General features: G+C 72.1%; 25 protein-coding genes. 13 read left to right on the plus strand and 12 right to left on the minus strand.

Translation table 11 applies throughout. The features are described 5' to 3' along the window. Position 1: 1 nt before the first annotated feature. Positions 2-835 (plus strand): isoprenyl transferase, encoded by an 834-nt coding sequence (locus tag AC060L_RS13030; RefSeq protein ID WP_483798840.1) that lies wholly within the window; start codon positions 2-4, stop codon positions 833-835. Between the two features lie 19 nt (positions 836-854). Next, positions 855-1475 carry a hypothetical protein gene (locus tag AC060L_RS13035; protein WP_483798841.1) on the plus strand — a complete coding sequence of 207 codons (621 nt, stop codon included), beginning with the start codon at positions 855-857 and terminating at the stop codon, positions 1473-1475. A gap of 17 nt (positions 1476-1492) precedes the next feature. On the opposite strand, the gene AC060L_RS13040 is transcribed toward AC060L_RS13035, so the two are convergent. The 4 genes from AC060L_RS13040 to AC060L_RS13055 are packed head-to-tail and all read right to left on the minus strand — an operon-like array spanning position 1493 to position 4589. Beyond that, entirely contained in the window at positions 1493-1927 is a 435-nt protein-coding gene (locus AC060L_RS13040) for a Fur family transcriptional regulator (protein WP_483798842.1), read from the minus strand. 35 nt (positions 1928-1962) lie between these two features. After that, complete coding sequence (locus AC060L_RS13045; protein WP_483798843.1) at positions 1963-2880, minus strand: metal ABC transporter permease; 918 nt, start codon at positions 2878-2880, stop codon at positions 1963-1965. Further along, complete coding sequence (locus AC060L_RS13050; protein ID WP_483798844.1) at positions 2877-3632, minus strand: metal ABC transporter ATP-binding protein; 756 nt, start codon at positions 3630-3632, stop codon at positions 2877-2879. Before AC060L_RS13050 ends, AC060L_RS13045 begins: the two co-directional genes overlap by 4 nt. Before the next feature lie 18 nt (positions 3633-3650). Continuing rightward, positions 3651-4589, minus strand: a complete 939-nt coding sequence (locus tag AC060L_RS13055) for a metal ABC transporter substrate-binding protein (protein WP_483798845.1) — start codon at positions 4587-4589, stop codon at positions 3651-3653. Positions 4590-4811: 222 nt separating this feature from the next. On the opposite strand from AC060L_RS13055, the gene AC060L_RS13060 reads away from it, so the two are divergent. Beyond that, on the plus strand, positions 4812-6194 hold the full coding sequence (locus AC060L_RS13060) for a glycine--tRNA ligase (protein ID WP_483798846.1): 1383 nt from the start codon (positions 4812-4814) through the stop codon (positions 6192-6194). Positions 6195-6259: 65 nt separating this feature from the next. Here the strand turns inward: AC060L_RS13060 and AC060L_RS13065 are convergent, their stop codons facing one another. Next, the gene (locus tag AC060L_RS13065; RefSeq protein ID WP_483798847.1) at positions 6260-6823 is read right to left on the minus strand and encodes an NADAR family protein; all 564 of its coding nucleotides are present in this window, start codon (positions 6821-6823) and stop codon (positions 6260-6262) included. Between the two features lie 8 nt (positions 6824-6831). Beyond that, a complete protein-coding gene (locus AC060L_RS13070) occupies positions 6832-7287 on the minus strand; it encodes a MerR family transcriptional regulator (protein ID WP_483798848.1) in 456 nt (151 codons plus the stop codon). A gap of 94 nt (positions 7288-7381) precedes the next feature. Between AC060L_RS13070 and AC060L_RS13075 the strand changes: the two genes are divergently transcribed. Continuing rightward, entirely contained in the window at positions 7382-8431 is a 1050-nt protein-coding gene (locus AC060L_RS13075; RefSeq protein WP_483798849.1) for an aldo/keto reductase, read from the plus strand. 29 nt (positions 8432-8460) lie between these two features. Further along, positions 8461-9012, plus strand: a complete 552-nt coding sequence (locus AC060L_RS13080) for a DUF3515 domain-containing protein (protein ID WP_483798850.1) — start codon at positions 8461-8463, stop codon at positions 9010-9012. Positions 9013-9084: 72 nt separating this feature from the next. Here AC060L_RS13080 and AC060L_RS13085 read toward each other — a convergent pair whose 3' ends face one another. Further along, positions 9085-10410: an MFS transporter gene (locus tag AC060L_RS13085; protein ID WP_483798932.1), complete on the minus strand. Its 1326-nt coding sequence runs from the start codon at positions 10408-10410 to the stop codon at positions 9085-9087. Between the two features lie 254 nt (positions 10411-10664). Between AC060L_RS13085 and AC060L_RS13090 the strand changes: the two genes are divergently transcribed. Then, the gene (locus AC060L_RS13090; protein ID WP_483798851.1) at positions 10665-11561 is read left to right on the plus strand and encodes a helix-turn-helix transcriptional regulator; all 897 of its coding nucleotides are present in this window, start codon (positions 10665-10667) and stop codon (positions 11559-11561) included. 64 nt (positions 11562-11625) lie between these two features. Here the strand turns inward: AC060L_RS13090 and AC060L_RS13095 are convergent, their stop codons facing one another. Then, on the minus strand, positions 11626-12066 hold the full coding sequence (locus AC060L_RS13095) for a MarR family winged helix-turn-helix transcriptional regulator (protein ID WP_483798852.1): 441 nt from the start codon (positions 12064-12066) through the stop codon (positions 11626-11628). 181 nt (positions 12067-12247) lie between these two features. Between AC060L_RS13095 and AC060L_RS13100 the strand changes: the two genes are divergently transcribed. Continuing rightward, on the plus strand, positions 12248-13081 hold the full coding sequence (locus AC060L_RS13100; RefSeq protein WP_483798853.1) for an SDR family NAD(P)-dependent oxidoreductase: 834 nt from the start codon (positions 12248-12250) through the stop codon (positions 13079-13081). 64 nt (positions 13082-13145) lie between these two features. On the opposite strand, the gene AC060L_RS13105 is transcribed toward AC060L_RS13100, so the two are convergent. Then, positions 13146-13580 (minus strand): hypothetical protein, encoded by a 435-nt coding sequence (locus tag AC060L_RS13105; protein ID WP_483798854.1) that lies wholly within the window; start codon positions 13578-13580, stop codon positions 13146-13148. A gap of 78 nt (positions 13581-13658) precedes the next feature. Continuing rightward, positions 13659-14138, minus strand: coding sequence for a hypothetical protein (locus AC060L_RS13110; RefSeq protein ID WP_483798855.1), 480 nt, complete (start codon positions 14136-14138; stop codon positions 13659-13661). A 291-nt stretch (positions 14139-14429) separates the two neighbouring features. Between AC060L_RS13110 and AC060L_RS13115 the strand changes: the two genes are divergently transcribed. The 6 genes from AC060L_RS13115 (at position 14430) to AC060L_RS13140 (ending at position 22348) form a co-directional block, all read left to right on the plus strand. Then, a complete protein-coding gene (locus AC060L_RS13115) occupies positions 14430-15638 on the plus strand; it encodes a sensor histidine kinase (RefSeq protein WP_483798933.1) in 1209 nt (402 codons plus the stop codon). Further along, on the plus strand, positions 15626-16270 hold the full coding sequence (locus AC060L_RS13120; RefSeq protein WP_483798856.1) for a response regulator: 645 nt from the start codon (positions 15626-15628) through the stop codon (positions 16268-16270). Before AC060L_RS13115 ends, AC060L_RS13120 begins: the two co-directional genes overlap by 13 nt. Positions 16271-16275: 5 nt before the next feature. Then, complete coding sequence (locus AC060L_RS13125; protein WP_483798857.1) at positions 16276-17058, plus strand: DUF4097 family beta strand repeat-containing protein; 783 nt, start codon at positions 16276-16278, stop codon at positions 17056-17058. Between the two features lie 277 nt (positions 17059-17335). Further along, positions 17336-18442 carry a tRNA dihydrouridine synthase DusB gene (gene dusB, locus AC060L_RS13130; RefSeq protein ID WP_483798934.1) on the plus strand — a complete coding sequence of 369 codons (1107 nt, stop codon included), beginning with the start codon at positions 17336-17338 and terminating at the stop codon, positions 18440-18442. Positions 18443-18962: 520 nt separating this feature from the next. After that, complete coding sequence (ppdK, locus tag AC060L_RS13135; RefSeq protein WP_483798935.1) at positions 18963-21716, plus strand: pyruvate, phosphate dikinase; 2754 nt, start codon at positions 18963-18965, stop codon at positions 21714-21716. Positions 21717-21895: 179 nt separating this feature from the next. Further along, positions 21896-22348 carry a ribonuclease gene (locus AC060L_RS13140; RefSeq protein WP_483798858.1) on the plus strand — a complete coding sequence of 151 codons (453 nt, stop codon included), beginning with the start codon at positions 21896-21898 and terminating at the stop codon, positions 22346-22348. Positions 22349-22361: 13 nt separating this feature from the next. On the opposite strand, the gene AC060L_RS13145 is transcribed toward AC060L_RS13140, so the two are convergent. Together AC060L_RS13145 and AC060L_RS13150 are read right to left on the minus strand one after the other, a co-directional pair. After that, positions 22362-23390 (minus strand): hypothetical protein, encoded by a 1029-nt coding sequence (locus AC060L_RS13145; RefSeq protein ID WP_483798859.1) that lies wholly within the window; start codon positions 23388-23390, stop codon positions 22362-22364. Between the two features lie 156 nt (positions 23391-23546). Further along, the gene (locus AC060L_RS13150) at positions 23547-24290 is read right to left on the minus strand and encodes a GNAT family N-acetyltransferase (protein ID WP_483798860.1); all 744 of its coding nucleotides are present in this window, start codon (positions 24288-24290) and stop codon (positions 23547-23549) included. Positions 24291-24376 lie beyond the last annotated feature (86 nt).

Raw genomic sequence — 24376 nt, forward strand, 5'->3', positions numbered from 1 at the left:
CATGGCAGCGCGACGGCTCTTCGGTGGCAGCAAGCAGCGGACGCACCGCGCCCCGGACCCGCACCCGAGCGGCGCCAAGCCGCCGAAGATCCCGGGCGAGCTGGTCCCGGAGCACGTCGCGATCGTGATGGACGGCAACGGCCGCTGGGCCAAGGAGCGCGGGCTGCCCCGCACCGAGGGCCACAAGGTCGGCGAGAGCGTCGTGCTGGACGTGCTGAAGGGCGCGATCGAGATCGGCGTCAAGAACGTCTCGCTCTACGCGTTCTCCACCGAGAACTGGAAGCGTTCGCCGGATGAGGTGAAGTTCCTGATGAACTTCAACCGCGACGTCATCCGCCGCCGTCGTGACGAGCTGGACGAGCTCGGCGTGCGGATCCGCTGGGCCGGCCGGATGCCCAAGCTCTGGAAGAGCGTGGTCCAGGAGCTCCAGGTGGCCGAGGAGCAGACCAAGGGCAACGACCTGGTCACCATGTACATGTGCGTCAACTACGGCGGCCGGGCCGAGGTCGCGGACGCCGCCGCGGCGATCGCCGCCGACGTCGCGGCCGGCAAGCTGGACCCGAAGAAGGTCAACGAGAAGACGTTGACCAAGTACATGTACCACCCGGACATGCCGGACGTGGACCTGTTCCTGCGCCCGAGCGGCGAGCAGCGCACCTCCAACTTCTGGCTCTGGCAGTCCGCCTACGCCGAGTTCGTGTTCCAGGACGTGCTCTGGCCGGACTTCGACCGGCGCGACCTGTGGCGCGCCTGCGAGCAGTACGCGATGCGCGACCGGCGGTTCGGCGGCGCACTGCCGAACGAGGTCGCCGCCGAGCTGCCCGCGCAGCGCTGACGGTGCGTGGGGGCGGACGGTGTTCGAGGTCCGCCGGAGCATCCGCCGCTACCGCCAGGACCCGGCCTGGGTCTACCGGCGGCGCGCGCTGATCGAGGAGGCCGGCTTCAACCCGCGCGGCTTCCCGTTCACGCTCGGCACCGGCCGCGGCGTGCTCGCCAACCTGCTGGACGGGACGGTCCGCGGCCACCCGGCCACGCTGGCCCACCTGGTGCTGCGGGCGGCCGGGCCGAACCGCGGCGGCAACCTGCTCGACTTCTCGCTGGCGGCGATCGAGTTGCCCCGGGCGCTGCCCGCGACCGCCGTCACCCCGCGCCGGCTGGCCGCACGCTGGCGCGGCGAGCGGGCCTGGCCGATCCCGCCGGGCCTGTGGCAACAGCACTTGCTGCCCGGCGGCGGGCCCGGCGCGCACGTCGAACGGGTGAGCGCCGACTTCGAGTTCGGCGAACTACTGGTCACCGACGAGCTCAAGCGGCTGACCGTCGAGGCGGACTGCGGCTGGCGGATCGATGCGAACCGGCTGCTCGGCTGGACCGACCGGCGCCGCGAGTACGGCGAACTCGTCGTACTCGCGGAGCGGTTGACCGAGTTCGTCGCGGCCTTCCCGCCGGCCGTCTGGCAGTGGCGGGACTGGTCCTGACGGCCGGGCTGGTGCTGCTACTGCGACTGCAACTGCTGCTGGGCCTGCTTGGCGGCGCAGTCCGCGCAGGTGCCGAAGATCTCCAGCGTGTGCGCGATGTCGCTGAAGCCGTTCTCCGCGGCCACCGCGTTCGCCCAGCGCTCGACCGCCGGCCCCTCGACCTCCACCGTGCTGCCGCAGTGCCGGCAGACCAGGTGGTGGTGGTGCCCGCTGCTGCACCGCCGGTAGACCGCCTCGCCGTCCGCGGTGCGCAGCACGTCCACCTCGCCGGCGTCGGCCAGCGACTGGAGCGTGCGGTAGACCGTGGTCAGCCCGACCGAGTCACCCCGGTGCTTGAGCATGTCGTGCAGTTCCTGCGCGCTGCGGAAGTCCTCGATCTCGTCCAGAGCCGCGGAGACGGCGGCGCGCTGGCGAGTGGAACGGGCGCGAGGCGACGGACCTGCGGTGGTCACCGGGACTCCTCCAGGGGTTCGGGGTGGGGCACACCTCATTGTGCCAGTCCCGTACTGCTGAGCGGGGCGTCCCGCTCGCCGGTACGTTGCGCGACCACCCCGGGCCGGTCCGCGCCCGGACCGGACCGCCGGTGCCGGCGTCGGGCCAGCGGCGCGGCGATGGCGCTGAACAGCGCGAAGACCGCGATGGCGAGCAGCACGATCGCCGAACCCGGCGGCACGTCGGCCTGGTAGGAGGTGACCACCCCACCGAGTGAGACCGCGATCCCGAGCCCGATCGCCAGCACCTGGGTGGCCAGGAACGACCGGGTCAGCAGCTGGGCTGCCGCGACCGGGACCACCATCAGCGCGCTGACCAGCAGCAGCCCGACCACCCGCATCGCGACCGTCACGGTCACCGCGGCCATCACCGCGAGCAGCAGGTTGAGCAGCCGCACCGGGATCCCGGTGACCTTGGCGAACTCCTCGTCCTGGCAGACCGCGAAGAGCTGGCGGCGCAGGCCCAGCGTCACCGCGATCACGACCGCGCCGAGCGCCGCGATGGTGGCCAGGTCGGAGGCGTCCACCGCGAGGATCGAGCCCCACAGGTAGCTGTCCAGGCTGCCGCCGGTGCCGCTGGCCGAGGGTGCCTTGCTGATCAGCAGCCGGCCGCAGGCCATCCCGCCGTAGAAGAGCATCGCGAGTGCGATGTCGCCGCGCTGGTTGCCGCGCGAGCGGACCAGCTCCATGATCACCGCGGCCGCGACGCAGACCAGCACGGCCATCCAGACCGGGCTGGTCTGGAAGACCAGCCCGAGCCCGACGCCGGTCAGTGCGACGTGCCCGATGCCGTCGCCCATCAGCGCCTGCCGCCGCTGGACCAGGTAGATCCCGACGGCGGGGGCGGTGATGCCGACCAGCAGGGCGGCGAGCAGCGCGCGCTGCATGAAGTCGTAGGAGAGCATCTCGGTCATGCCGGCAGCTCCAGTCGGTTCTCGGTGTGTGCGGCGTGGTGAGGGTGGGGGTCCGTCTCTGCGCCCTGGTGAGGTGCCACCCGGCCTTCGCGCAGCAGCACGGTGCGGTCGATCAGCGGCTCCAGCGGCCCGAGCTCGTGCAGCACCAGCAGCACGGCCGCGCCGCGCGCGACCTCGCGCCGCAGCGTGTCGGCGAGCACCTGCTGGCTGGCCAGGTCGACGCCGGCCATCGGCTCGTCCATGATCAGCAGCTCCGGCGAGCCGACCAGCGCGCGGGCGATCAGCACCCGCTGCTGCTGCCCGCCGGAGAGGTCGGCGACGCCGTCCGAGGCCCGCTCCAGCATGCCGACGGCGTCCAGCGCACGGTCCACCGCGTCCCGGTCGGTGCGCCGGAACGGGCGCATCCGGTGCTGGGCGAGCCGCCCGGTGGAGACCACCTCGCGGACGGTGGCCGGCACGCCGCCGGCCGCCGTGGTGCGCTGCGGGACGTAGCCGATCCGGTGCCAGGCGCGGAACTTCTGCCGCGGGGTGCCGAACAGCTCCAGCTCGCCGCGCTCCAGCGGCACCGAGCCGATCACCGTCTTGATCGTGGTGGACTTGCCGGAGCCGTTCGAGCCGAGCAGCGCGACCACCTCACCGCCGGCGACGCTGAGGTCCAGGCCGCGCAGCACCGGACGGCCGCCGAGCGAGGCGTGTGCGCCGCGCAGGCCGATGACGTCCGCACTGCCGGTTGTGCCGCTGGATATGCCCATGAGTCTGCTGATCTCCCGTCAGTTCGCGCAGGCCAGCGCTGACCGCAGGTTGGTCAGGTTCTGCTGCATGATCGAGAAGTAGTCGTCCTTCGACGGGTCCTTGACGCCCTCCAGCGGGTCCAGGACGGCGGTCTTCAGGTTCAGGTCCTTGGCGACGGAGTCGGCGAGCTTCGGGCTGACCAGCGTCTCGAAGAAGATCGTCGAGACGTTGTTCTGCTTGGCCGCCTTCTGGATGTCGGCGAGCCGGGCCGGGGTGGGCTCGGACTCCGGGTCCACGCCGTTGATCGCGATCTGCTCCAGGCCGTAGTGGTCGGCGAGGTAGCCGAAGGCGGCGTGGCTGGTCACGAAGGCCTTGTTCGGGCAGCTCTTCAGGCCACCCTGGAACTGCTGGTCCAGCGTGCCGAGCTTGCCGGCCAGCGCCTCGGCGTTCTGCTGGTACTCGGCGGCGTGCGCCGGGTCGGCCTTGCCCAGCTCGGCGCCGACCGCCTTGGCGACCGCCGCGTACCGGGTCGGGTCGAGCCAGATGTGCGGGTCGAGGGTGCTCGCCGAGCCGGCCGAGCCCTCGCTGCCCTCGTCGAGGTGGTGGTCGACGAGCGGGGCGGCCACGGTCGCGTCCACCACGTGCTTGCTGTCGGACTGCGCGACGGCCTTGTCCACCGTGGGCTGCAGGCCCTTGAGGTAGATCACGGCGCCGGCCTCCTTGACCGCGCCGACCTGCCTGGCGGTCAGCTCCAGGTCGTGCGGCTCGGTGCCGTTCGGGGTGAGGTCGGTCACCTTGAGATGGCTGCCGCCGATCTGCTCGGCCAGGTACTGCAGCGGATAGAACGAGGTGACCACGTCGAGCTTGCCGTCCGCGCTCTTCGCGCCGCCGCTGCCGCCACAGGCGGTGAGCAGCAGTGCGCCGGTCGCGGCGGTGGCCGCCAGGGCTATCGGGGTGCGGAAACGGCTGAGCATCATGACAATGATTCTCATATTAAGTGGAAATGATTGTCAACTTACCTCCGCTTTGCCGACCGCGTGCCGACCTCGCCGAACCTCCCCGCCCCCGGGCCCGGCGCGCTAATCGATTTGAATGGCCCTGCCACCTGCCCGGTAACCTGAGGTACTCGGGTGCGTGCAACCAGCCGCGCCTTGACCGTGCCGTCGCACCGAGTGCGACGTCGTCCTGAAGAGAGCACTGTGGCCGCCGACAAGATCGACACGATTGTCAGCCTGAGCAAGCGCCGTGGCTTCGTCTACCCCTGCAGCGAGATCTACGGTGGCACCCGCGCCGCCTGGGACTACGGGCCACTGGGCGTCGAGCTCAAGGAGAACATCAAGCGCCAGTGGTGGCGTGCGATGGTCACGGCTCGCGAGGACGTCGTCGGCCTCGACTCGTCGGTGATCCTGGCCCGCGAGGTCTGGGAGGCCTCCGGCCACGTCGCGACCTTCAACGACCCGCTGACCGAGTGCACCTCCTGTCACAAGCGGTTCCGCGCGGACCACCTTGAGGAGGCCTACGAGGCCAAGCACGGCCGGCTGCCCGCCAACGGCCTGGCCGACATCAACTGCCCGCACTGCGGCACCAAGGGCGCCTTCACGGAGCCCAAGGAGTTCTCGGGCATGCTGAAGACCCACCTGGGTGTCACCGAGGACGCGGGCGGCCTGGCCTACCTGCGCCCGGAGACCGCGCAGGGCATCTTCACCAACTTCAAGGCCGTGCAGACCACTTCGCGCAAGAAGCCGCCGTTCGGCATCGCCCAGGTCGGCAAGAGCTTCCGCAACGAGATCACGCCCGGCAACTTCATCTTCCGCACCCGCGAGTTCGAGCAGATGGAGATGGAGTTCTTCGTCAAGCCGGGCGAGGACGAGACCTGGCACGAGTACTGGCTCGAGCAGCGCTGGAACTGGTACACCGACCTGGGCCTGCGGACCGAGAACATGCGCTACTTCGAGCACCCGAAGGAGAAGCTCTCGCACTACGCCAAGCGCACGGTCGACATCGAGTACCGCTTCAACTTCGGTGGCAGCGAGTTCTCCGAGCTGGAGGGCGTGGCCAACCGGACCGACTACGATCTGGCGACCCACAGCGAGGCCTCCGGCCAGGACCTCAAGTACTTCGACCAGGAGTCCGGCGAGCGCTACTTCCCGTACGTCATCGAGCCGGCAGCGGGCCTCAACCGCGCGATGCTGGCCTTCCTGCTCGACGCCTACTTCGAGGACGAGGCGCCGAACGCGAAGGGCGTCATGGAGAAGCGCGTCGGCATGCGGCTCGACCCCCGGCTCGCCCCGGTCAAGGTCGCGGTGCTGCCGCTCTCGCGTAACGCCGACCTCTCGCCGAAGGCCCGCGGCCTCGCCGCCGACCTGCGCCAGGCGTGGAACGTCGAGTTCGACGACGCCGGTGCGATCGGCAAGCGCTACCGCCGCCAGGACGAGATCGGCACGCCGTTCTGCGTCACCGTCGACTTCGACACCCTCGAGGACAACGCGGTGACGATCCGCGAGCGCGACACCATGGCGCAGGAGCGGGTCTCGCTCGACCAGGTGAAGAGCTACCTCGGTGCCCGTCTGATCGGCTGCTGATCCGGCTGCGATGACGAACGCGAGGGCCCCGCTGCTCCGGCAGCGGGGCCCTCGCGTCATACATCTCAGGCTGCCAGTCGCTCCCGGGCCGCCATCAGCGCGAAGCCGAGCAGGTTCAGCCCGCGCCAGGTCGCGGGGTCGGCGGCGGCCGGATCGTCGGCGGCCAGGCCGATGCCCCAGACCCGGTCCACCGGACTCGCCTCCACCAGCACCCGGTTGGCCGTCCCGAGCAGATAGGCCCGCAGCGCCGGGTCCTGCCCGAACTTGGCGACGTTGCCCTCGACCACCAGCTCGAACCGGGCGGCGGCCCAGCGCTCCTCCTCGAAGCCCGGCACCAGCCTGCCCAGCTTCTTCGCCTCGGCCGGCGTGCGGGCGCCGAGAATGCGCGGCACCAGCTCCTCACCACCGAACAGCCGGGCCTTGCCGGCCATCATCCAGTGCTCGGCGCTCGGGTACGTCACGCCGTCGATCTCGAACGGGGCCGGCCACCACTGGCTGAGCGACCCGGTGCCGATCGAGCCGTCACGGGTGGGGCGGTGACCCCAGAAGAACAGGTACTTCGGCTCGGCGCCGGCGGCGACGAGGGCGGTGAGTTCTGCGCGGGTACGGGTGTCGGCGGGGTGGTTCATGGTCCGCATCATGGCAGCCGGGGCCGACACCCTGCCGCTGGATTTGCCTGTACCTCGTGCTCTTCCGTGGCGCCCTGGTCGAGGAAGTCCTCGTACACCGCCGCCTTGTACCGCACGATGTCCAGGCACCTGGTCAGCTCGGCGACCTGGCCCAGCACCCGCTGCTCGTGCTCGCGCAGCAGTGCGAGCCGCTCGCGCTCGTTGCCGTCGCCGGCCTGGGCCAGCTCGGTGTAGCGGCGGATCTCGGGCAGTGGCATGCCGGAGGCGCGCAGCACGACGCACAGGGTCAGCCAGGCCACGTCGTCCTCGCTGTACCGCCGCCGGCCGCCGGCCGCGCGCTGCACGGGGTTGGGCAGGATGGCCTCGCGCTCGTAGAAGCGCAGCGCGTGCACGCTCAGCCCGGTCCGTTCGGCGACCTGACCGATGCTCAGATTCGCTGCTGCTGTCTCCGATGCTGTCTCCATGGGCCCCATGGGCCCAGCCTAGAACTTGATCTAGAGCCGACTCCAGCTCATAGAGTGCGGCGCATCACCAGTGGGCGAGAAGGGGGAGACGACCATGCGCTACCGCGCTCTGGGTGGCACCGGCATCCAGGTCAGCACGCACTGCCTCGGGACCATGATGTTCGGCGCCGTGGGCAACGGGGACCACGACGACAGCGTCCGGATCATCCACGCCGCGCTCGACGCGGGCATCAACTTCGTGGACACCGCGGACATGTACTCGGCGGGGGAGTCCGAGGAGATCGTCGGGAAGGCGCTGGAAGGGCGGCGGGACGACGTCGTGCTGGCGACCAAGGTGCACTTCCCGATGGGGGAGGGCCCCAACCGGGGCGGCAACTCGCGGCGCTGGATCGTCAAGGAGGTGGAGGAGAGCCTGCGGCGGCTGCGCACCGACTGGATCGACCTTTACCAGATCCACCGGCCCGACCACACGACCGACATCGAGGAGACGCTGTCGGCGCTGGGTGACCTGGTGCGCCAGGGCAAGATCCGGGCCTTCGGCTGCTCGACCTTCCCGGCCGAGGAGCTCGTCGAGGCGCACTGGACCGCCGAGCGGCGCGCACTGCCGCGCTTTCGCACCGAGCAGCCGCCGTACTCGTTGCTCGCCCGTGGCATCGAGAACTCGGTGCTGCCGGTGGCCCAGCGGTACGGGATGGGCGTGCTCACCTGGGCGCCGCTCGCCTCCGGCTTCCTGAGCGGCCGGTACCGCAAGGGCAGCGCCATCGACCTGAGCGCCGGCCGGGCCGCGCTCACCCCGCACCGCTTCGACCCGAAGCTCGCGGAGAACGCCCGGAAGCTGGAGATCGTCGAGCAACTCGTCGAGCTCGCTGACGGCATCGGCTGCACGCTGCCCGAACTGGCCGTCGCGTTCCCGCTCGCGCACCCGGCCGTCACCTCGGTGATCATCGGCCCGCGCACCATGGACCAGCTCACCGGCCTGCTGGCCGGCGCGAGCCTGACCCTGGACGACGCGGCACTCGACCGGATCGACGAGATCATCCCGCCCGGCACCAACGCCTACCACCCCGACGGCGCCTGGACCGCCCCGGTGCTCGCCCAGCCCGCCCTGCGCCGCCGCCCGGTAGCCGAGCGGGCGGCGGCCTGACGCAGCGTCGGCGCGGCTAGCCTGAGACAGTGACCGAACCTTCGCAGCTGACCCGTGCCTCTGCCCGAGCCCTGCCCGCCGCGGTGCGTTGGCTGGGCCTGCCAGCCGGGTTGCTCGCCGGCGTGCTGCTGGTCGCCAACACCGGTGGTACCTGGCAGCCGCCGACCACCGCGCCCGCGCCGACCGGGACGGCGGCCGGCTACTGCCGCGCGCTGGCCGCCGCGCTGCCGCAGACGCTGCTCGGGCATGCCCGGGTGGCGCCGGCCGGCTCGCCGTACGTAGCGGTGTGGAGCAGTTCGCCGCGCACGGTGCTGCGCTGCGGGGTGGTGCGGCCGAAGTCGCTCGACGTGGGAGACAACAACAAGAGGGTCGGGCCGAACGTCGACAGCGTGCAGTGGTACGTGGAGCCGGACGGCCACGGCGGCTATCGGCAGACCGTCACGCAACGCGAGGTGTACATCGAGCTGGCCGTCCCGGCCGGCGCCTATCCGAACTACGCGGACCCGCTGGCCGTGCTGTCCGATCCGATCGTGCGGACCGTGCCCGATCAGTACGGCAAGCTCGGCGTGCAGGACTACTGACTCGCAACGCCGCAGGGCGGCACCCGGAAATCGGGTGCCGCCCTGGTGTTCCTCAGCGGTGACTGTGCCGGGTTACCCCATCGAGCGCGGCAGGCGGGTGCTCAGGTAGCCGACCGTTGCGGCGCCGACCAGCTGGAGGGCCAGCACCAGGGCCAGTGCGTGGCCGGTGCCCAGGCTCGGCTGGACGGCCAGGAAGAGGGTTCCGAAGGTGGCCACGCCCAGGGCGAGGCTTGACTGCTGGGTGGTGGCGAGGACGCCGCTGCCCACGCCGGCCCGCTCCAGCGGGACGGTGGAGAGGACCACCCGGAACAGCGGGGTGCCGATCAGGCCGTTGCCGAGGCCGGTCAGGGCCATGCCGGGGAGCAGGGTCAGCACGCTCAGGTGCTGGTAGTCGGTCAGCACCGTGGTGATCAGCACGATGGTGCCGATCGGCTGGATCACCGAGCCCGCCGTGATCACCCGGCTGCCGAACCGGCCGACCAGCCGTGGGCCGGCCAGCGAGGAGGTGAAGTAGCCGACCGCGAGCGGGACCAGCGCCCAGCCGGAGTCCACCGGGCTCAGGTGCAGGCCCTGCTGGAGCGTGATCGCGACGATGAACATGAAGGCGCCGAAGTTCCCGAAGTAGGGGATCGCGATGCCCAGGCCCCGGCGCATCTCGGGGATCCGCAGCAGCGAGAGCGGCACCAGCGGCATCCGGCCGGCCTGCTCGGTGCGCCGCTCGACCACGATGAACGCCCAGGCGGCGAACGGGAAGAGGGCGAGCATCAGCCAGGTCCAGAGCGGCCAGCCGACCGCCCGGCCCTCCATCAGCGGCACGAAGAGCGTGAGCAGCGCGGTGGTGAGCAGCAGCGTGCCGGGCAGGTCGACCCGGCTCGGCTGGTTCGAGCGGCTCTCCGGCACGTAGCGCAGCGCGAGCACGGCGGTGAGCAGGGCGAACGGCACGTTGAGCAGGAAGACCGCGCGCCAGCTGGTGCCGAACAGGTCCGCCTGCACCAGCATCCCGCCGAGCACCTGGCCGATCACCACCGAGATGCCGCCGACCGCGCCGTAGATGCTCAGCGCGCGGGCCCGGCGGGCGCCCTCGGTGGCGGCGGTGATGGTGGCCAGCACCTGCGGGATCAGCAGCGCGGCCGAGGCGCCCTGGGCCACCCGGGCGGCCACCAGCGTCCAGGCGGTCGGCGCGAGGCCGCAGGCCAGCGAGGTGACGGCGAACGCGGCGGCGCCGATGACGAAGAGCCTGCGCCGTCCGAGGCTGTCGCCGAGCCGTCCGCCCAGCACCAGCAGGACGGCGAAGGCGATGCCGTATCCGGCGGCGACCAGCTCCAGCACCGCCGGGCCGGCGGACAGGTTCTGGTCGATGGTGGGGAGCGCGACGTTGACGATGAAGAAGTCGAGCATCGGCAGGAAGGCACCGAGCAGCACGGTGACCAGGCCGGCCGTGGTCAGGGTGCGGGGGAGACCGGGGGCGCCGGGGGTGTGGGCGGCGTGGGCCGGGCGTCGGTGAGTTGAGCGGATGGACAGGGCCTGTGGGCGTTCCAGTTGCTGAGTCACGGGTACTACGATCCGCGCGCCGATACCCTGGTACCAGAGCTTGGTTATCCTGTTATAAGGACTACCTGGCACCTGTGTCGTCCAGGGCGCATGCTGAGGGCATGCGTACCGCGAACCCCACGACCACCGAAGCCCGCACCACGGCCACCGAAGCCGTGAAGGACGAGGCGCACCGGCAGGACGAGGTGCGCCGCCAGGAGCTGGCCGCGTTCCTGCGCAGCCGCCGGGAGCGGATCTCGCCCGAGCAGGTCGGCCTGCCCAGCAGCGGCCGCCGCCGTACGCCGGGCCTGCGCCGCGAGGAGGTCGCGCTGCTCGCCGCGGTCGGGGTGACCTGGTACACGTGGCTGGAGCAGGGCCGCGACATCCAGGTCTCCGGGCAGGTGCTGGAGGCGGTCTCCCGGGCGCTGCTGCTCGACCCCAACGAGCGCTCGCACCTCTTCATCCTGGCCGGCGCCGGCGACCCGTCGCCGAGCCTCGACTGCCCGACGGTCACGCCCGCCGTCCGGCTGATCCTGGACCAGCTGCTGCCGCTGCCGGCCTGCGTGCTCAACAGCAGGTACGACGTCCTCGCGTTCAACGCGACGTACGGCCGGCTGCTCGGCGACTTCGACCGGCTGCCGTTCGAGGAGCGCAACGTGCTGTGGCTGATGTTCACCGACGAGCGCTTCCAGGAGAACTGGGTCGAACCGGAGGACGCCCGCGCGATCCTCGTCGCCAGGTTCCGCTCGGCGATGGCCGACCACGTCGCGGACCCCGCCTGGAAGGCGCTGCTCTCCCGGCTGCGCCAGGCCTCGCCGGACTTCGAGCAGGCCTGGCAGCGGCACGACGTGGCCGGCCGAGAGAACGGGAACAAGCTCTTCCGCAACCGCGAGGTGGGCGAGCTGCGGATGGACTTCACGAACATGTGGCTCGGCCTGCGGCACGGCACCCGGGTCGTGGTGTACACCCCGGCGGACGCCGAGACCCGGCAGAAGCTGGAGCGGCTCGCCGCCCTGTGACGGCCGCGGCGCACGCGGTACGGGAGGCCGCCCCGGGAGGCCGATGCCTACCGGGGGCCGATGCCTACGGGAGGTCGGTGCGCCAGGGCTCGTCCACGATCAGGGAGAGCAGCCGGCCGAGCGTCTCGCGCTGCTCCCGGTCGAGCGCGCCGAGCGGGTCGGTGGCGAACGGCATCGCCGTGCGCAGCTCGGCGATCGCCTGCAGGCCGGCGTCGGTGGCGGCGACCAGCTTGACCCGGCGGTCCTCGACCCCCGGTCGCCGCTCGACCAGACCGCGCTCCTCCAGCCGGTCCACCAGCGCCGTGAGGTTGGACGGCTCGGCCTGCAGCCGGTCCGCCAGTGACCGCATCGGTACCGGCTCGCTGCTGTAGAGCAGCGCCTTGGCCTGGAGCGGGGTCAGGTCCTGCGCGGCGGCGGCGGCCTCGGACTCGCGCGCGTATCTGCGGTTGACGGCGGCGAACAGGCCGACCACCCGCGCGTCGAGCTCGTCTGCGGGGTAGGTCATGCCCCCACTGTAGCCAGGTGCTTGACAACGGCAAATATCCGGGCCCATAGTTATGGAGGCAAGTGGTTATGGCTCATAACTACATGGCTCCATAAGTACTTCGCTCCGGATGTACTCCTCGCGAGCACCACCAGCGCCACCAGCACCACACCTCCAGCACCACCCCAGAGAGGGGCTCTCCATGTCCACCAAGGTCGTCCTGATCACCGGCACCTCCTCCGGCATCGGCCTCGCCGCCGCCGTCTCCGCCGCCCGCGCGGGCTTCACCACGGTCGCCACGCTGCGTGACCCCGCCCGCGCCGACGCGCTGCGCAAGGCGGCCGAGGAGGCCGGCGTCGAGCTGGACATCCGCCGGCTGGACGTCACCGACGCCGCCTCGGTCGAGGAGTGCGTGGCCGGTGTGATCGCCGACCACGGCCGGTTGGACGCCGTGGTCAACAACGCGGGCGCGGGCCACGTCGGCACCATCGAGAACGAGTCGGTGGCGGAGGTCCGCAAGGTGATGGAGGTCAACTTCTTCGGCGTGGTCACCGTCACCAAGGCCGTCATGCCGCACCTGCGCGCCACCGGAGGGCGGCTGCTCACCGTCACCAGCGTCGGCGGCGTGGTCGGCCAGCCGTTCAACGAGGCGTACTGCGCGGCCAAGTTCGCGGCCGAGGGCTTCATGGAGAGCCTGGCGCCGGTCGCCGCCACGGTCGGTGTGACGGTCGCGGTGATCGAGCCCGGCGCGGTGGCCAGCGAGTTCGTCGCGAACGTGGGCATCGACGAGGGCGCGGCGGCCGAGGCCGGCGTCTACGGTCCGGCGCTGGCGAACTACCTCGGCCGCACCCGCGCCGCGTTCGCCGGTGCCCAGACCTCGCAGGCGGCGGCGGAGACGATCATCGAGGCGCTCACCGGCGACCGCCCGGCGTTCCGGGTGCAGACCTCGGAGGTGGCCCGCGGCTTCGTCGGCGCGAAGCTGGCGGACCTGGACGGCTCCCGGGTCCAGACGGCGACCACGGCCTGGGTGGCCTGAGCGGTCCGCCGCACGGCGGTCTCTCACCCGGCGGGTCGCAGCAGCGCGTGGTGCGGGCGCCGGGTCAGGCCGCCAGTGCGAGTGCCGGCGCCGGTCCGGCCCGCCGCAGCTCCGGCAGCCTCGGCTGGCTCGGCGGTCCCGACAGCGCCAGCCGCGCGCAGAGCGCGGCCAGCGGCAGCTCCACCAGCACCGCCATCGCCATTGCCACCAGCAGCGCGCTCCCCGCGCCGGCCGTCATGATGTCGCAGCAGGCGTCGCCGACCAGCAGCAGCGCCGCGCCGGCCGCGAATGGCTGGTGCCGGCCGCGGCCCGAGCGCAGTGCCAGGCCGGCGCCGAGCAGGCAGCCGGCCTCCGCGAGATCCAGCACGACCCACGGCGCCGCGTCGTGCTCGGTCATGGCCAGGACGATGATCCACGGCAGCAGCGCGAGGCCGGTGGCGAGCAGCAGCCGGGCGGCTGCGGCGTGCCTGGCCGTGGCGTGCGTGGCGATGGCGTTCATGACGTCCCCCCGTCGGACTTGTCGGACCTGTCGGTGCTGTCGGTGCTGTCGGACCCGTTGCAGAGCGGCGGCGCGTCGTCAGCGGGCCCGCGACGGCCGTAGCCGCTCGGCCCGCCCGTCGCCGTGGCGCAGCAGCACACCCGCGACCGGCTCCGGCGACCAGGCGAGCCAGAAGCCGTCGCCGACCGCGACCACCGAGGCGGGCCGGGACAGCGAGCGCCGCCGGCCGCTGGTGAACGCGATCGCCGGGACGCTGCCGTCGGCGCAGCTGCGGCCCCAGGCCAGGCTGGCCCGGCTGGTGCGGCGGGCACCGCGCAGCAGTTCGCCGGTCAGGGTGCTGGCCACCAGCACGTCCACCAGCTCCCCGTGCTCGTAGACCTCCAGTGCGCGACGCCCGGCGCGCCCGGGGCAGAGCCGTACCGACCAGGGCCCGTCGGCCGGTCCGACGCTGCTCCCGGCCGGCTGCACCACCGCGGCCGTCGTGCCGGCCGTCGTGCCCGCCACCGCCCCCGTCGTGCCCTCCGCCGGCCCGATGGCCCTCTCGGCAACCCCGCTCATCCCCGCCACCCCGTTCATCTCCGCCACCCCGATCGCTGAGGGCCCGTCCGGCCCGTCCCGCCGTTCCGCCCTGATGACCTCCAGCCTCCCGGGCCGGGCCCGCGAAGTCTCTGGCCCTCGCTGCCGTCTTGGGGGTGTAGGTAGGTACACCCCCAAGCGGGAACCCCACTCCAGTGCCCGGCCGACCGGCGGCGCCCTAAGCTGTCCGGCGTGATCAAGGAGAGCTGGCTGGGGGAACGGCTCCGGCGGGGTGCGGAGCATCCGGGCCTGGCCTGGCTGGTCGGGCACGGGATACCGGTGCAGTCGGCCCGGCTCGGCCCCGGCCGGGCGACGCTGCTGATGGCGGCGGGCGCGCTGCCCGCGCTGCCCGAGTACCTGGCGGCGACCGACAGCTCCACCCTCGTGCTGCTGCCGGTGAGCATCGTCTGCTTCCCGCTGCTGACCCGGCTCCAGCGCAGCCGGTTCCGCTCGCTCGGCGATCTGGAGATACCCCCGCCGCGGCCGCCTGCGCCCACCGGGACGCCGCTGCTGCTGCGTCCGCTGCTCGGGCTGGGCAACGAGGCGACCTGGCGTCAGCTCGGCTACCACCTGCTGGTCGGGCCACTGCTGGCCTGCCTGGGCCTGCTCGCGATCGCCGGTTTCGGCGTCGGCGCGCTGCTGGCCGGCTCACCGCTGTGGCGCCTGCTGATGCCGGTGCACACCGCGCCGCCCATCAAGGTCTGGTACCTGGTCGCCGGAGTGGCGCTGCTGGTGCTGACGCCCTGGCTGCTGGTCCGGCTCGGACGGCTGGACGGCCGTGCGGCGCGCGGACTGCTCGGGCCGAACCGGGCCCGCGAGCTGGAGCGCCGGGTCGAGGACCTCGCGGAGAGCCGGGCCGGCGTGGTGGACGCCGCCGACGCCGAGCGCCGCCGGATCGAACGCGACCTGCACGACGGCGCCCAGCAGCGGCTGGTGTCGCTGGCGATGAACCTCGGCCTGGCCCGCAAGACGCTCAAGGACGTCCCGCCCGAGGCGATGCAGGTGATCGTCGACGCGCACGAGGAGGCCCAGGCGGCCATCGTCGAGCTGCGCGACCTGGTCCGCGGCCTGCACCCGGTGGTGCTGGAGGACCGCGGGCTGGACGCAGCGCTCTCCGGCATCGCCGCCCGCGCGCCGCTGCCGGTCCGGCTCGACGTCAGCCTGCCGGAGCGGGTGGCGCCGACCGTCGAGGCGGTCGCCTACTTCGTGGTCTCCGAGGCGCTGGCCAATGTGGCCAAGCACGCCCGGGCCTCCCGGGCCGACCTGTCGGTCCGCCAGGTCCCGGCGCAGTCGCGCGCCGCGGGCGGCCCCAGGCTGCGGATCGTGCTCACCGACGACGGCGTCGGCGGCGCCGACCCCGCCAAGGGCACCGGCCTGATCGGGCTGCGCAAGCGCGCCGCCTCGGTGGACGGCACCCTGGCCATCGACAGCCCCCTCGGGGGTCCCACCACCATCACTGTGGAGTTGCCGTGCGAGCTGTGATCGCCGAGGACTCGGTCCTGCTGCGGGTCGGGCTGGTCAAGGTCCTGGAGGCGGTGGGCTTCGAGGTGGCCGCCGCGGTCGGCGACGCCGAGGCGCTGCTGGTGGCCGTCGAGGAGCACCGCCCGCGGGTGGTCGTGGTGGACGTGCGGATGCCGCCGGGCTTCACCGACGAGGGGGTGCGGGCCGCGCTGATGATCCGCCGGCAGTGGCCCGAGGTCGCCGTGCTGCTGCTCTCCCAGTACGTCGAGGAGCGGTACGCCGCCGACCTGCTCTCCACCAACACCAGCGGGGTGGGCTACCTGCTCAAGGAGCGGGTCGCCAACGTCGACGACTTCGTCGAGGCGCTGCAGCGGGTGGCCGCCGGCGGCACCGCGCTGGACCCGGAGGTGGTCGCCCAGCTGCTGGTGCGCCGGCACAGGGACCCGCTGGAGCGGCTGACCCCGCGCGAGCGCGACGTGCTCGGCCTGATGGCGGAGGGCCGCTCGAACGCCGCGATCGCCGAGTCACTGGTGGTCAGCGACAGCGCGGTGGCCAAACACATCAGCAGCATCTTCGGCAAGCTCGACCTCCCGAACGCCGACGACACGCACCGCCGGGTGCTCGCGGTGCTGCGCTACCTGGGAGAGGGGTAGCCGGCATGGCGCGCAGACTGTGGCGCGCGGTGGCCGCGCTGGTGGCGCTCGCGGCGGTGGTGATCGGTGCCGGCGAGGCCTGGGCGACGGTGGTCGAGCAGCGCGGTGCCAGCGGTCCGTACCGCTACCACGAGCCGATCAACAGCGTCGAGCTCGACCTGCAGAACACCGCGGCGACGGTCAGCGCCGGCGCGGACGGTGAGGTGACGGTCCAGCAGCTCACCCGCTGGCTGCTGCGCCGGCCGACGATCTCCCGGGTGCTGACCGGGCAGACGCTGAAGATCACGGTGCGCTGCCCGGCGCTGGCGCTGGGCATCGGTGAGCCGGGCTGCTCCGCCGATCTGGACGTCAGGGTGCCGAGCGCCACCAGCCTCAAGGTCAAGACCACCTCGGGCTACGTGAAGGTCTCCGATCTGAGCGGGCCGCTCGCGCTGCGCAGCAACTCCGGATCCGTCCTGCTGGACGGCGACTCCGGGCGGATCACCGCGGAGGTCGGCAGCGGGACGGTCAACGGGAAGAACCTGGCCTCCTCGAACGTCCAGGCCAAGGCCGATTCGGGCTCGGTGGAACTGCACTTCACGGCGCCGCCGGACCGGCTGGCGCTCGCGGCGGGCTCGGGCACGATCACGGTCGGGGTGCCGCAGGGCACCGGCTACCGGGTCACCTCGGTCCACGACTCGGGCAGCGTCTACCTGGCACCGGGGCTGGCCGACACCGGTGCGTCGCGGTCGATCGCGGTGACGGTGAGATCGGGCAGCGCGAACCTGGGCTACGACGGCGGGCCGTGACCGGCGGGCCCGGTCCGGGTGTCACCGGTCCGGGTGTCACCGGTCCGGGTGTGACCGGCGTCCCGGTGGGGGCGGGCGGGCGGTGAGGGAGAATGGGGAGTCTGTCCACCCGTCCCCTTCCGGTGAGGATCCGCCGCGCATGACAACCGTGCCCGCCACCGTCTCCGTCGCTGAGCCGGCTGCCGAGGCCGCCGCCGAGGCTCCCGTCGAGCCCGCGGGCGCCGACCCTGCGGTCACTGCGGCCGCCGGCGAGTTCGCGCCGCTGTCGATCGGCCCGATGACGGTCTGGCCGCCGGTGGTCCTCGCGCCGATGGCCGGGATCACCAACGCCCCGTTCCGCACGCTCTGCCGCGAGCAGTCCGGCGGCAAGGGCCTGTTCGTCAGCGAGATGATCACCACCCGGGCGCTGGTCGAGCGCAACGCGAAGACGATGCAGCTGATCCACTTCGACCCGAGCGAGAAGCCGCGTTCGATCCAGCTCTACGGCGTGGACCCGGTGACCGTCGGCAAGGCGGCCCGGATGATCGCCGAGGAGAACCTGGCCGACCACATCGACCTCAACTTCGGCTGCCCGGTCCCCAAGGTGACCCGCAAGGGCGGCGGCTCCGCGCTGCCGTACAAGCGCAACCTGCTGCGCGAGCTGCTGCGCGAGGCGGTCGCCGGGGCCGGCGCGCTGCCGGTCACCATGAAGATGCGCAAGGGCATCGACGACGACCACCTGACCTACCTGGACGCCGGCCGGATCGGCGCCGAGGAGGGGGTCAGTGCGATCGCGCTGCACGGGCGCACCGCCTCGCAGCACTACGGCGGCACGGCCGACTGGTCGGCGATCGCCCGGCTGCGCGAGGCCGTCCCGGCGCACGTCCCGGTGCTCGGCAACGGCGACATCTGGTCGGCCGGCGACGCGCTGCGGATGATGCGCGAGACCGGCTGCGACGGCGTGGTGGTCGGCCGCGGCTGCCTGGGCCGGCCGTGGCTCTTCAAGGACCTGGTCGCCGTCTTCGAGGGCGACACCGACTACGCCCGCCCGACCTTCGCGGACGTGGCCCGCGCGATGTACCGGCACGCCGAGCTGCTCGGGCAGTGGATGGGTGACGAGCACCGCGGCGTGGTGGACTTCCGCAAGCACGTGGCCTGGTACACCAAGGGGTTCTCCGTCGGTTCTGAACTGCGGGTCAAGCTGGCGATGGCAGGTTCGCTCGACGAGCTGTCCGGTCTGCTCGCGCAGGTCGGCCAGGAGCAGGTCTGGCCGGCCGGCGCGGACGGCCCGCGCGGGCGCACCAGCGGCAACGGACGGGTGGTCCTGCCGGAAGGCTGGTTGGACGATCCGTACGACTGCGCCGTGCCGAGCGTTGACGCCGAATCGGACAGCTCCGGCGGCTGATTCATCCACTGCGGCGAAATAGGCCGTGAACGGCACCGGGACAGCCCGGCCCAGCCCTCTTGGACAATCTGGCCAAGAGGGCTCCTTCTTGGCAGAAAATACTCACGTTGCGTAGAGAGATGGGCGCGTTGAGCGACAGGAGGACGAGTTCCGATACGTACGATGAGCGAGCCGCGTCCGTGACTCTGGCCACACCGAGCTGCGACTGACGGCCTGTCAGGGGTGCCTAAGTCGCCATGATGTCCAAATCGCTTCCCGAACGGGCGTCGGAGCGGAACCGGCTCGCTGACTGCAGGAAATCAAGCCGGAGCAACACGGCAGTCCATCTGCCATTACCCTCTGTCCGACCTATGTGATCTTCACGTTTCCTTGCCTTCAAGACTTGAACGATCGCTAGCGTCAACCGGACGATTTCGACAACAGAGGTGAACGCCTTCACAAGCTTTTGATCTCGTGGGTCATCCCGCTTATCCGGGATCGGACGGCCTATCGAGGGCGCAAAACCGCCTTTGAAATGGGTATGTTCTCCGGCGTCAGGGCCAACCCCGTGCGAGGAGACCGACCCGTGGCGGCGACGCAGAAGTTTGTTTACTCCTTCACCGAAGGAAACAAGGACCTCAAGGACCTTCTTGGCGGCAAGGGTGCGAACCTCGCCGAGATGACCAACCTGGGGCTCCCCGTCCCTCCGGGGTTCACCCTCACCACCGAGGCCTGCAAGGTGTTCCTGGAGACCGGCGCCGAGCCGGACTCGCTGCACCAGGAGGTCAGCGAGCACCTGGTGGCGCTCGAAGAGCACATGGGCAAGAAGCTCGGCCAGGCCGACAACCCGCTGCTCGTCTCGGTCCGCTCGGGCGCGAAGTTCTCGATGCCCGGCATGATGGACACGGTCCTGAACATCGGCCTCTCGGACACCTCGGTGCTCGGCCTGGTGGCCCAGTCCGGCAACGAGCGCTTCGCCTGGGACTCCTACCGCCGCCTGGTCCAGATGTTCGGCAAGACCGTGCTGGGCGTGGACGGCGAGCTGTTCGAGGACGCCCTCGACGAGGCCAAGCACGCCAAGGGCACCGTCAACGACCTGGACCTGGACGCCGCCGACCTGCAGGGTCTGGTGGAGACGTTCAAGGCGATCGTCCAGCGCGAGACCGGCCGGGCGTTCCCGCAGGACCCGCGCGAGCAGATGGACCTCGCGATCCACGCCGTCTTCCACTCCTGGAACGGCGACCGGGCCCGGCTGTACCGCCGCCAGGAGCGGATCCCGAACGACCTGGGCACCGCGGTCAACGTCTGCAGCATGGTCTTCGGCAACCTCGGCGAGGACTCCGGCACCGGTGTCGCGTTCACCCGTGACCCCTCCACCGGCGCGGTCGGCGTCTACGGCGACTACCTCTCCAACGCCCAGGGCGAGGACGTGGTGGCCGGCATCCGCAACACGCTGACGCTCGCCGACCTGGAGCAGCTCGACAAGAAGTCGTACGACGAGCTCATGGCGATCATGCAGAAGCTCGAGCTGCACTACCGCGACCTCTGCGACATCGAGTTCACCATCGAGCGCGGCAAGCTCTGGATGCTGCAGACCCGGATCGGCAAGCGCACCGCCGCGGCCGCGTTCCGGATCGCCGTCCAGCTGGTGGACCAGGGCCTGATCGACCAGGACGAGGCGCTCCAGCGCGTCACCGGCGCCCAGCTCGCCCAGCTGATGTTCCCGCGGTTCGCCCCCGAGGCGAGCTCCAAGCAGATCGCCCGCGGCCTGGCGGCCTCGCCCGGCGCCGCGATCGGCAAGGTCGTCTTCGACTCGTACACCGCGGTCAAGTGGTCCCGCTCCGGCGAGAAGGTGATCCTGGTCCGCCGGGAGACCAACCCGGACGACCTGGACGGCATGATCGCCGCCGAGGGCATCCTGACCTCGCGCGGCGGCAAGACCTCGCACGCGGCCGTGGTCGCCCGTGGCATGGGCAAGACCTGTGTCTGCGGCGCCGAGGAGCTCGAGGTCGACACCAAGCGCCGCAGGATGACCACCGCCGACGGCCTGGTCATCGAGGAGGGCGACGTCGTCTCGGTCGACGGCGGCACCGGCAAGGTCTACGTGGGCGAGGTCCCGGTCCTGCCGTCCCCGGTCGTCGAGTACTTCGAGGGCACGCTGCACGCCGGCGCCGACGTCCAGGGCGGTCTGGTCCAGGCCGTGCACCGGCTGATGTCGCACGCCGACGGCCGCCGCCGGCTCGCCGTGCGGGCCAACGCGGACAACGCCGAGGACGCGAACCGCGCCCGCCGCTACGGCGCCCAGGGCATCGGCCTGTGCCGCACCGAGCACATGTTCCTCGGTGAGGAGCGCCGCAAGGAGGTCGAGCACCTGATCCTGGCGGACAACGACAAGGACCGCGAGCAGGCGCTCTCCACCCTGCTGCCGCTGCAGAAGGGCGACTTCCTCGAGCTCTTCCAGTCGATGGACGGCCTGCCGGTCACCGTCCGGCTGCTCGACCCGCCGCTGCACGAGTTCCTGCCCGACATCACCGAGCTCTCGGTGCGCGTCGCGCTCGCCGAGGCCCGCAAGGACCCGAACGAGAACGACCTGCGCCTGCTCCAGGCGGTGCACAAGCTGCACGAGGCCAACCCGATGCTCGGCCTGCGCGGCGTGCGTCTGGGCCTGGTCATCCCGGGCCTGTTCGGGATGCAGGTACGGGCGATCGCCGAGGCGGCCGCCGAGCGCAAGCTGGCCGGTGGCGACCCGCGCCCCGAGGTGATGATCCCGCTGGTCGGCACCGTCCAGGAGCTGGAGATCGTCCGGGACGAGTGTGAGCGGGTTCTCGCCGAGGTCGCCGTTTCGACCGGCGTCCAGCTGGACATCAAGCTCGGTACCATGATCGAACTGCCGCGTGCCGCCGTGACCGCCGGCCAGATCGCCGAGGCCGCCGAGTTCTTCTCGTTCGGCACCAACGACCTGACCCAGACGGTCTGGGGCTTCTCCCGTGACGACGTCGAGGCCTCGTTCTTCACCGCGTACCTGGAGAAGGGCATCTTCGGTGTCTCGCCGTTCGAGACGATCGACCGGGACGGCGTCGGCGCGCTGGTCAAGCACGCGGTGAAGGAGGGCCGGGCGACCCGCCCCGACCTCAAGCTCGGCGTCTGCGGCGAGCACGGCGGTGACCCGGAGTCGGTGCACTTCTTCCACGAGGCGGGCCTGGACTACGTCTCCTGCTCGCCGTTCCGGATCCCGGTGGCGCGCCTGGAGGCCGGTCGCGCCGCCATCGAGACTGCGGCCAGCGACTCTCGCTGACCGCTCGCCCTCCGACGGGGAGGGGCGTCCGGCGGTGCTCGGCGCAGGAGAACCGCCGGACGTACTGGGGCCGGGGTGGTGCGGACAATGGCGTCCGCACCACCCCGGCCCTGCGCTTTTCGGGTGAAGGCCGGGCCCCGCCCGTTCACCGGATCTCCGGCACCGGCAAGCTGAGGCCCATGACCAGTCGTTCGACCAGCCGTTTCCGCCTGATCTCCGTCGCCGCCCTGCTGCTCTGCGCGGTCGTCGCCGCCGGGGTGTACGCGCTGGCGGCGCGGCACACCTCCGCACCGGCCGCCGCCGGGCGTACCGCCGCCGGGCGCTCCGCCACCGCGGCTGCGGCCGCAGGTGCGGGCGGGGTGTGCCAGAGCGGGCTGCCCGGCCAGGCCAGGGACACCCTGGCGCTGATCGCCAAGGGCGGCCCGTACCCGTACCGCACCGACGGCATCGTCTTCGACAACCGCGAGGGCCGGCTGCCCAAGCACGCGAGCGGCTACTACCACGAGTACACGGTGGTCACCCCGGGCTCCGGCGACCGCGGCACCCGGCGGATCGTCACCGGCGGTGCGGGGGAGGAGTACTGGACGGGCGACCACTACGCCACGTTCCAGTCGATCGACCCGCGCTGCTGACCGGCGCACCCGGTCAGGCCGCCGGGCGGTAGGTGATCCGGTGGTACGGCCCGTGCGGGCCGGTGGCCAGCAGCGTGCGCAGGTCCTGCAGCATCGGCGCCGCGTTGGTGCGCAGCTGGGTCGGCGTCGCGCGGACCACCGCGAGCCGGGCGGCCTGCAGGCGGTTGCCGCGGGTCAGCGTGCGCTCGTAGTCGGAGGGCCGCAGGTGCCAGGCGCGCGAGTCGATCTCCAGCGCCACGCAGGCGTCCGGCCAGAACGCGTCCGGGATCGCCAGGAACCGGCCGTCCAGCAGCAGTACCGGGTTCCACAGCGGCTCCGGCAGCCCGCCCTTGCGCAGCACCTCGCGGGCCTCGCTCTCGGCGATCGAGTAGACGCCGCAGGTCAGCTCGTCGGCCACCCGCTGGACGTGCGGCAGCAGCGCGGTGCTGGGTGGGCCGGCGAGGAGTCTGGTGAGCAGCTCGGCGCGTTCGCAGTGCCGCGCCTGGACCGCCTCCGCGCAGAGCGCGCGGAACTCCCGGGTGCCGGGCAGGTGCGGGGCCAGGTCGGCGAGCGCGCGGGCCACGCCGACGCTCCACAGTCCGTCGTCCCGCTCGAAGCCGGCCGGCATGCCGCCGGGCAGCGCCGCCGCGCGGTGCACCCGGACGAAGTCCCGGCTGGCCACCCGGCGACCGGCCGGGATCAGCACGTCGACCACCTCGACGTCGGCCGGGTGGCCGGCCGAGGCGAGGCCCGCGTCGGCGAGCACCGCGAGCCCGGTCAGCAGCACCGATCCGGGCTGCGGCCCCTGGCCCTTGGGGGCGGCGTAGCCGATTGCGGCGCGCAGGCGTTGATGCGGTGTCAGGCGCCCGCTCTGCAGGCAGATCACCCGGGGCAGCACCCGTTGCCAGGGGCCGCCGGGGCGCAGCCGGTGCGCGATGGTCCCGGACGGGACACCGTGTTCGATCAGCTGGGCACGGGTGACGATGTGCTGCTGGTCGGCGCCGAGCAGCTGGACGGACTGGAGTGCGGTCGGCGCGTGGGCGGTGAAGGTGAGAGCGGTCATGGAGGGGGCGTGCCCCTCCGGACCGTAAGTATGCGAAATATCCCCCGGAGGTGGCTACTCGCGCACCAGGTTGACCAGCCGTCGAGCCACGTGTCGGGCCGGCCTGTCAGGTGTCCCGACAGGCGGCCGGACTCGGCTCAGGCCGCGTGCAGCGGCTCAGACCGGCAGCAGCGAGCCGGCGTGTCTGACGCACTCCTGGTCGAGTTCGCGGCCCATGCCGCGCGGCAGCCGGCGGTCCGGGGCGCTCGGCGAGGTCGCGGCGGCGATCCGCAGCTCGATGATGTCGCGCACGGCCGGCCACTCCTCCGCCAGGATCGAGTAGAACGCCGTGCTGCGGACCACGCCGTCCAGCCCCCGGCTGTGCGCCCGGCGGACGCCCTCGGAGGTGGCGCCGAGCCGCTCGATCGCGGCCCGCGAGCGCAGGTTGCGGGCGTCGGCCCGCAGCGAGATCCGCTGCACGCCCCAGGTCTCGAAGGCGTGCCGGAGCATCAGCAGCTTGGCCTCGGTGTTGATCCCGGTGCCCTGGGCGGCCGGCGAGAGCCAGGTGCGGCCGATCTCGGCGGCGTCCGGGGTGGCGGTGGCCGGGTCCCCGATCGGGCCGGAGGGCAGCGGCGGCCAGACCACCGGGCCCTGCCAGTAGTCCAGCTCCAGGAACCGGGTCGAGCCGACCACGAGGCCGTCGGCGGCGCGGACCGTGGCGAAGACCAGCGAGCGGCCGGCTTCCTGGTCGGCCTGCGCGGCGGCGATGAACGCGCGGGCGGCGTCCAGGTCCTGCGGGACGGCGGTGAAGCCGTAGGAGGTCCGGTCCCCGGCGGCGGCCTCGGCGATTGCCTCGGCGTGCTGCTCGGTGAGGGGCTCCAGCCGAACGGTGCGGCCGGTGAGGGTGACAGGTGCTGGCACGGAACCTTCGGTCCTTCGGCTTCGGAGGGCCCTCGCGCCCAGGGTGCGGGCGGTCGGGAGGACAGTCGCCCCGTCGTCGGGGGAGG

The sequence above is a fragment of the Kitasatospora sp. NEAU-69 genome (assembly GCF_057158765.1).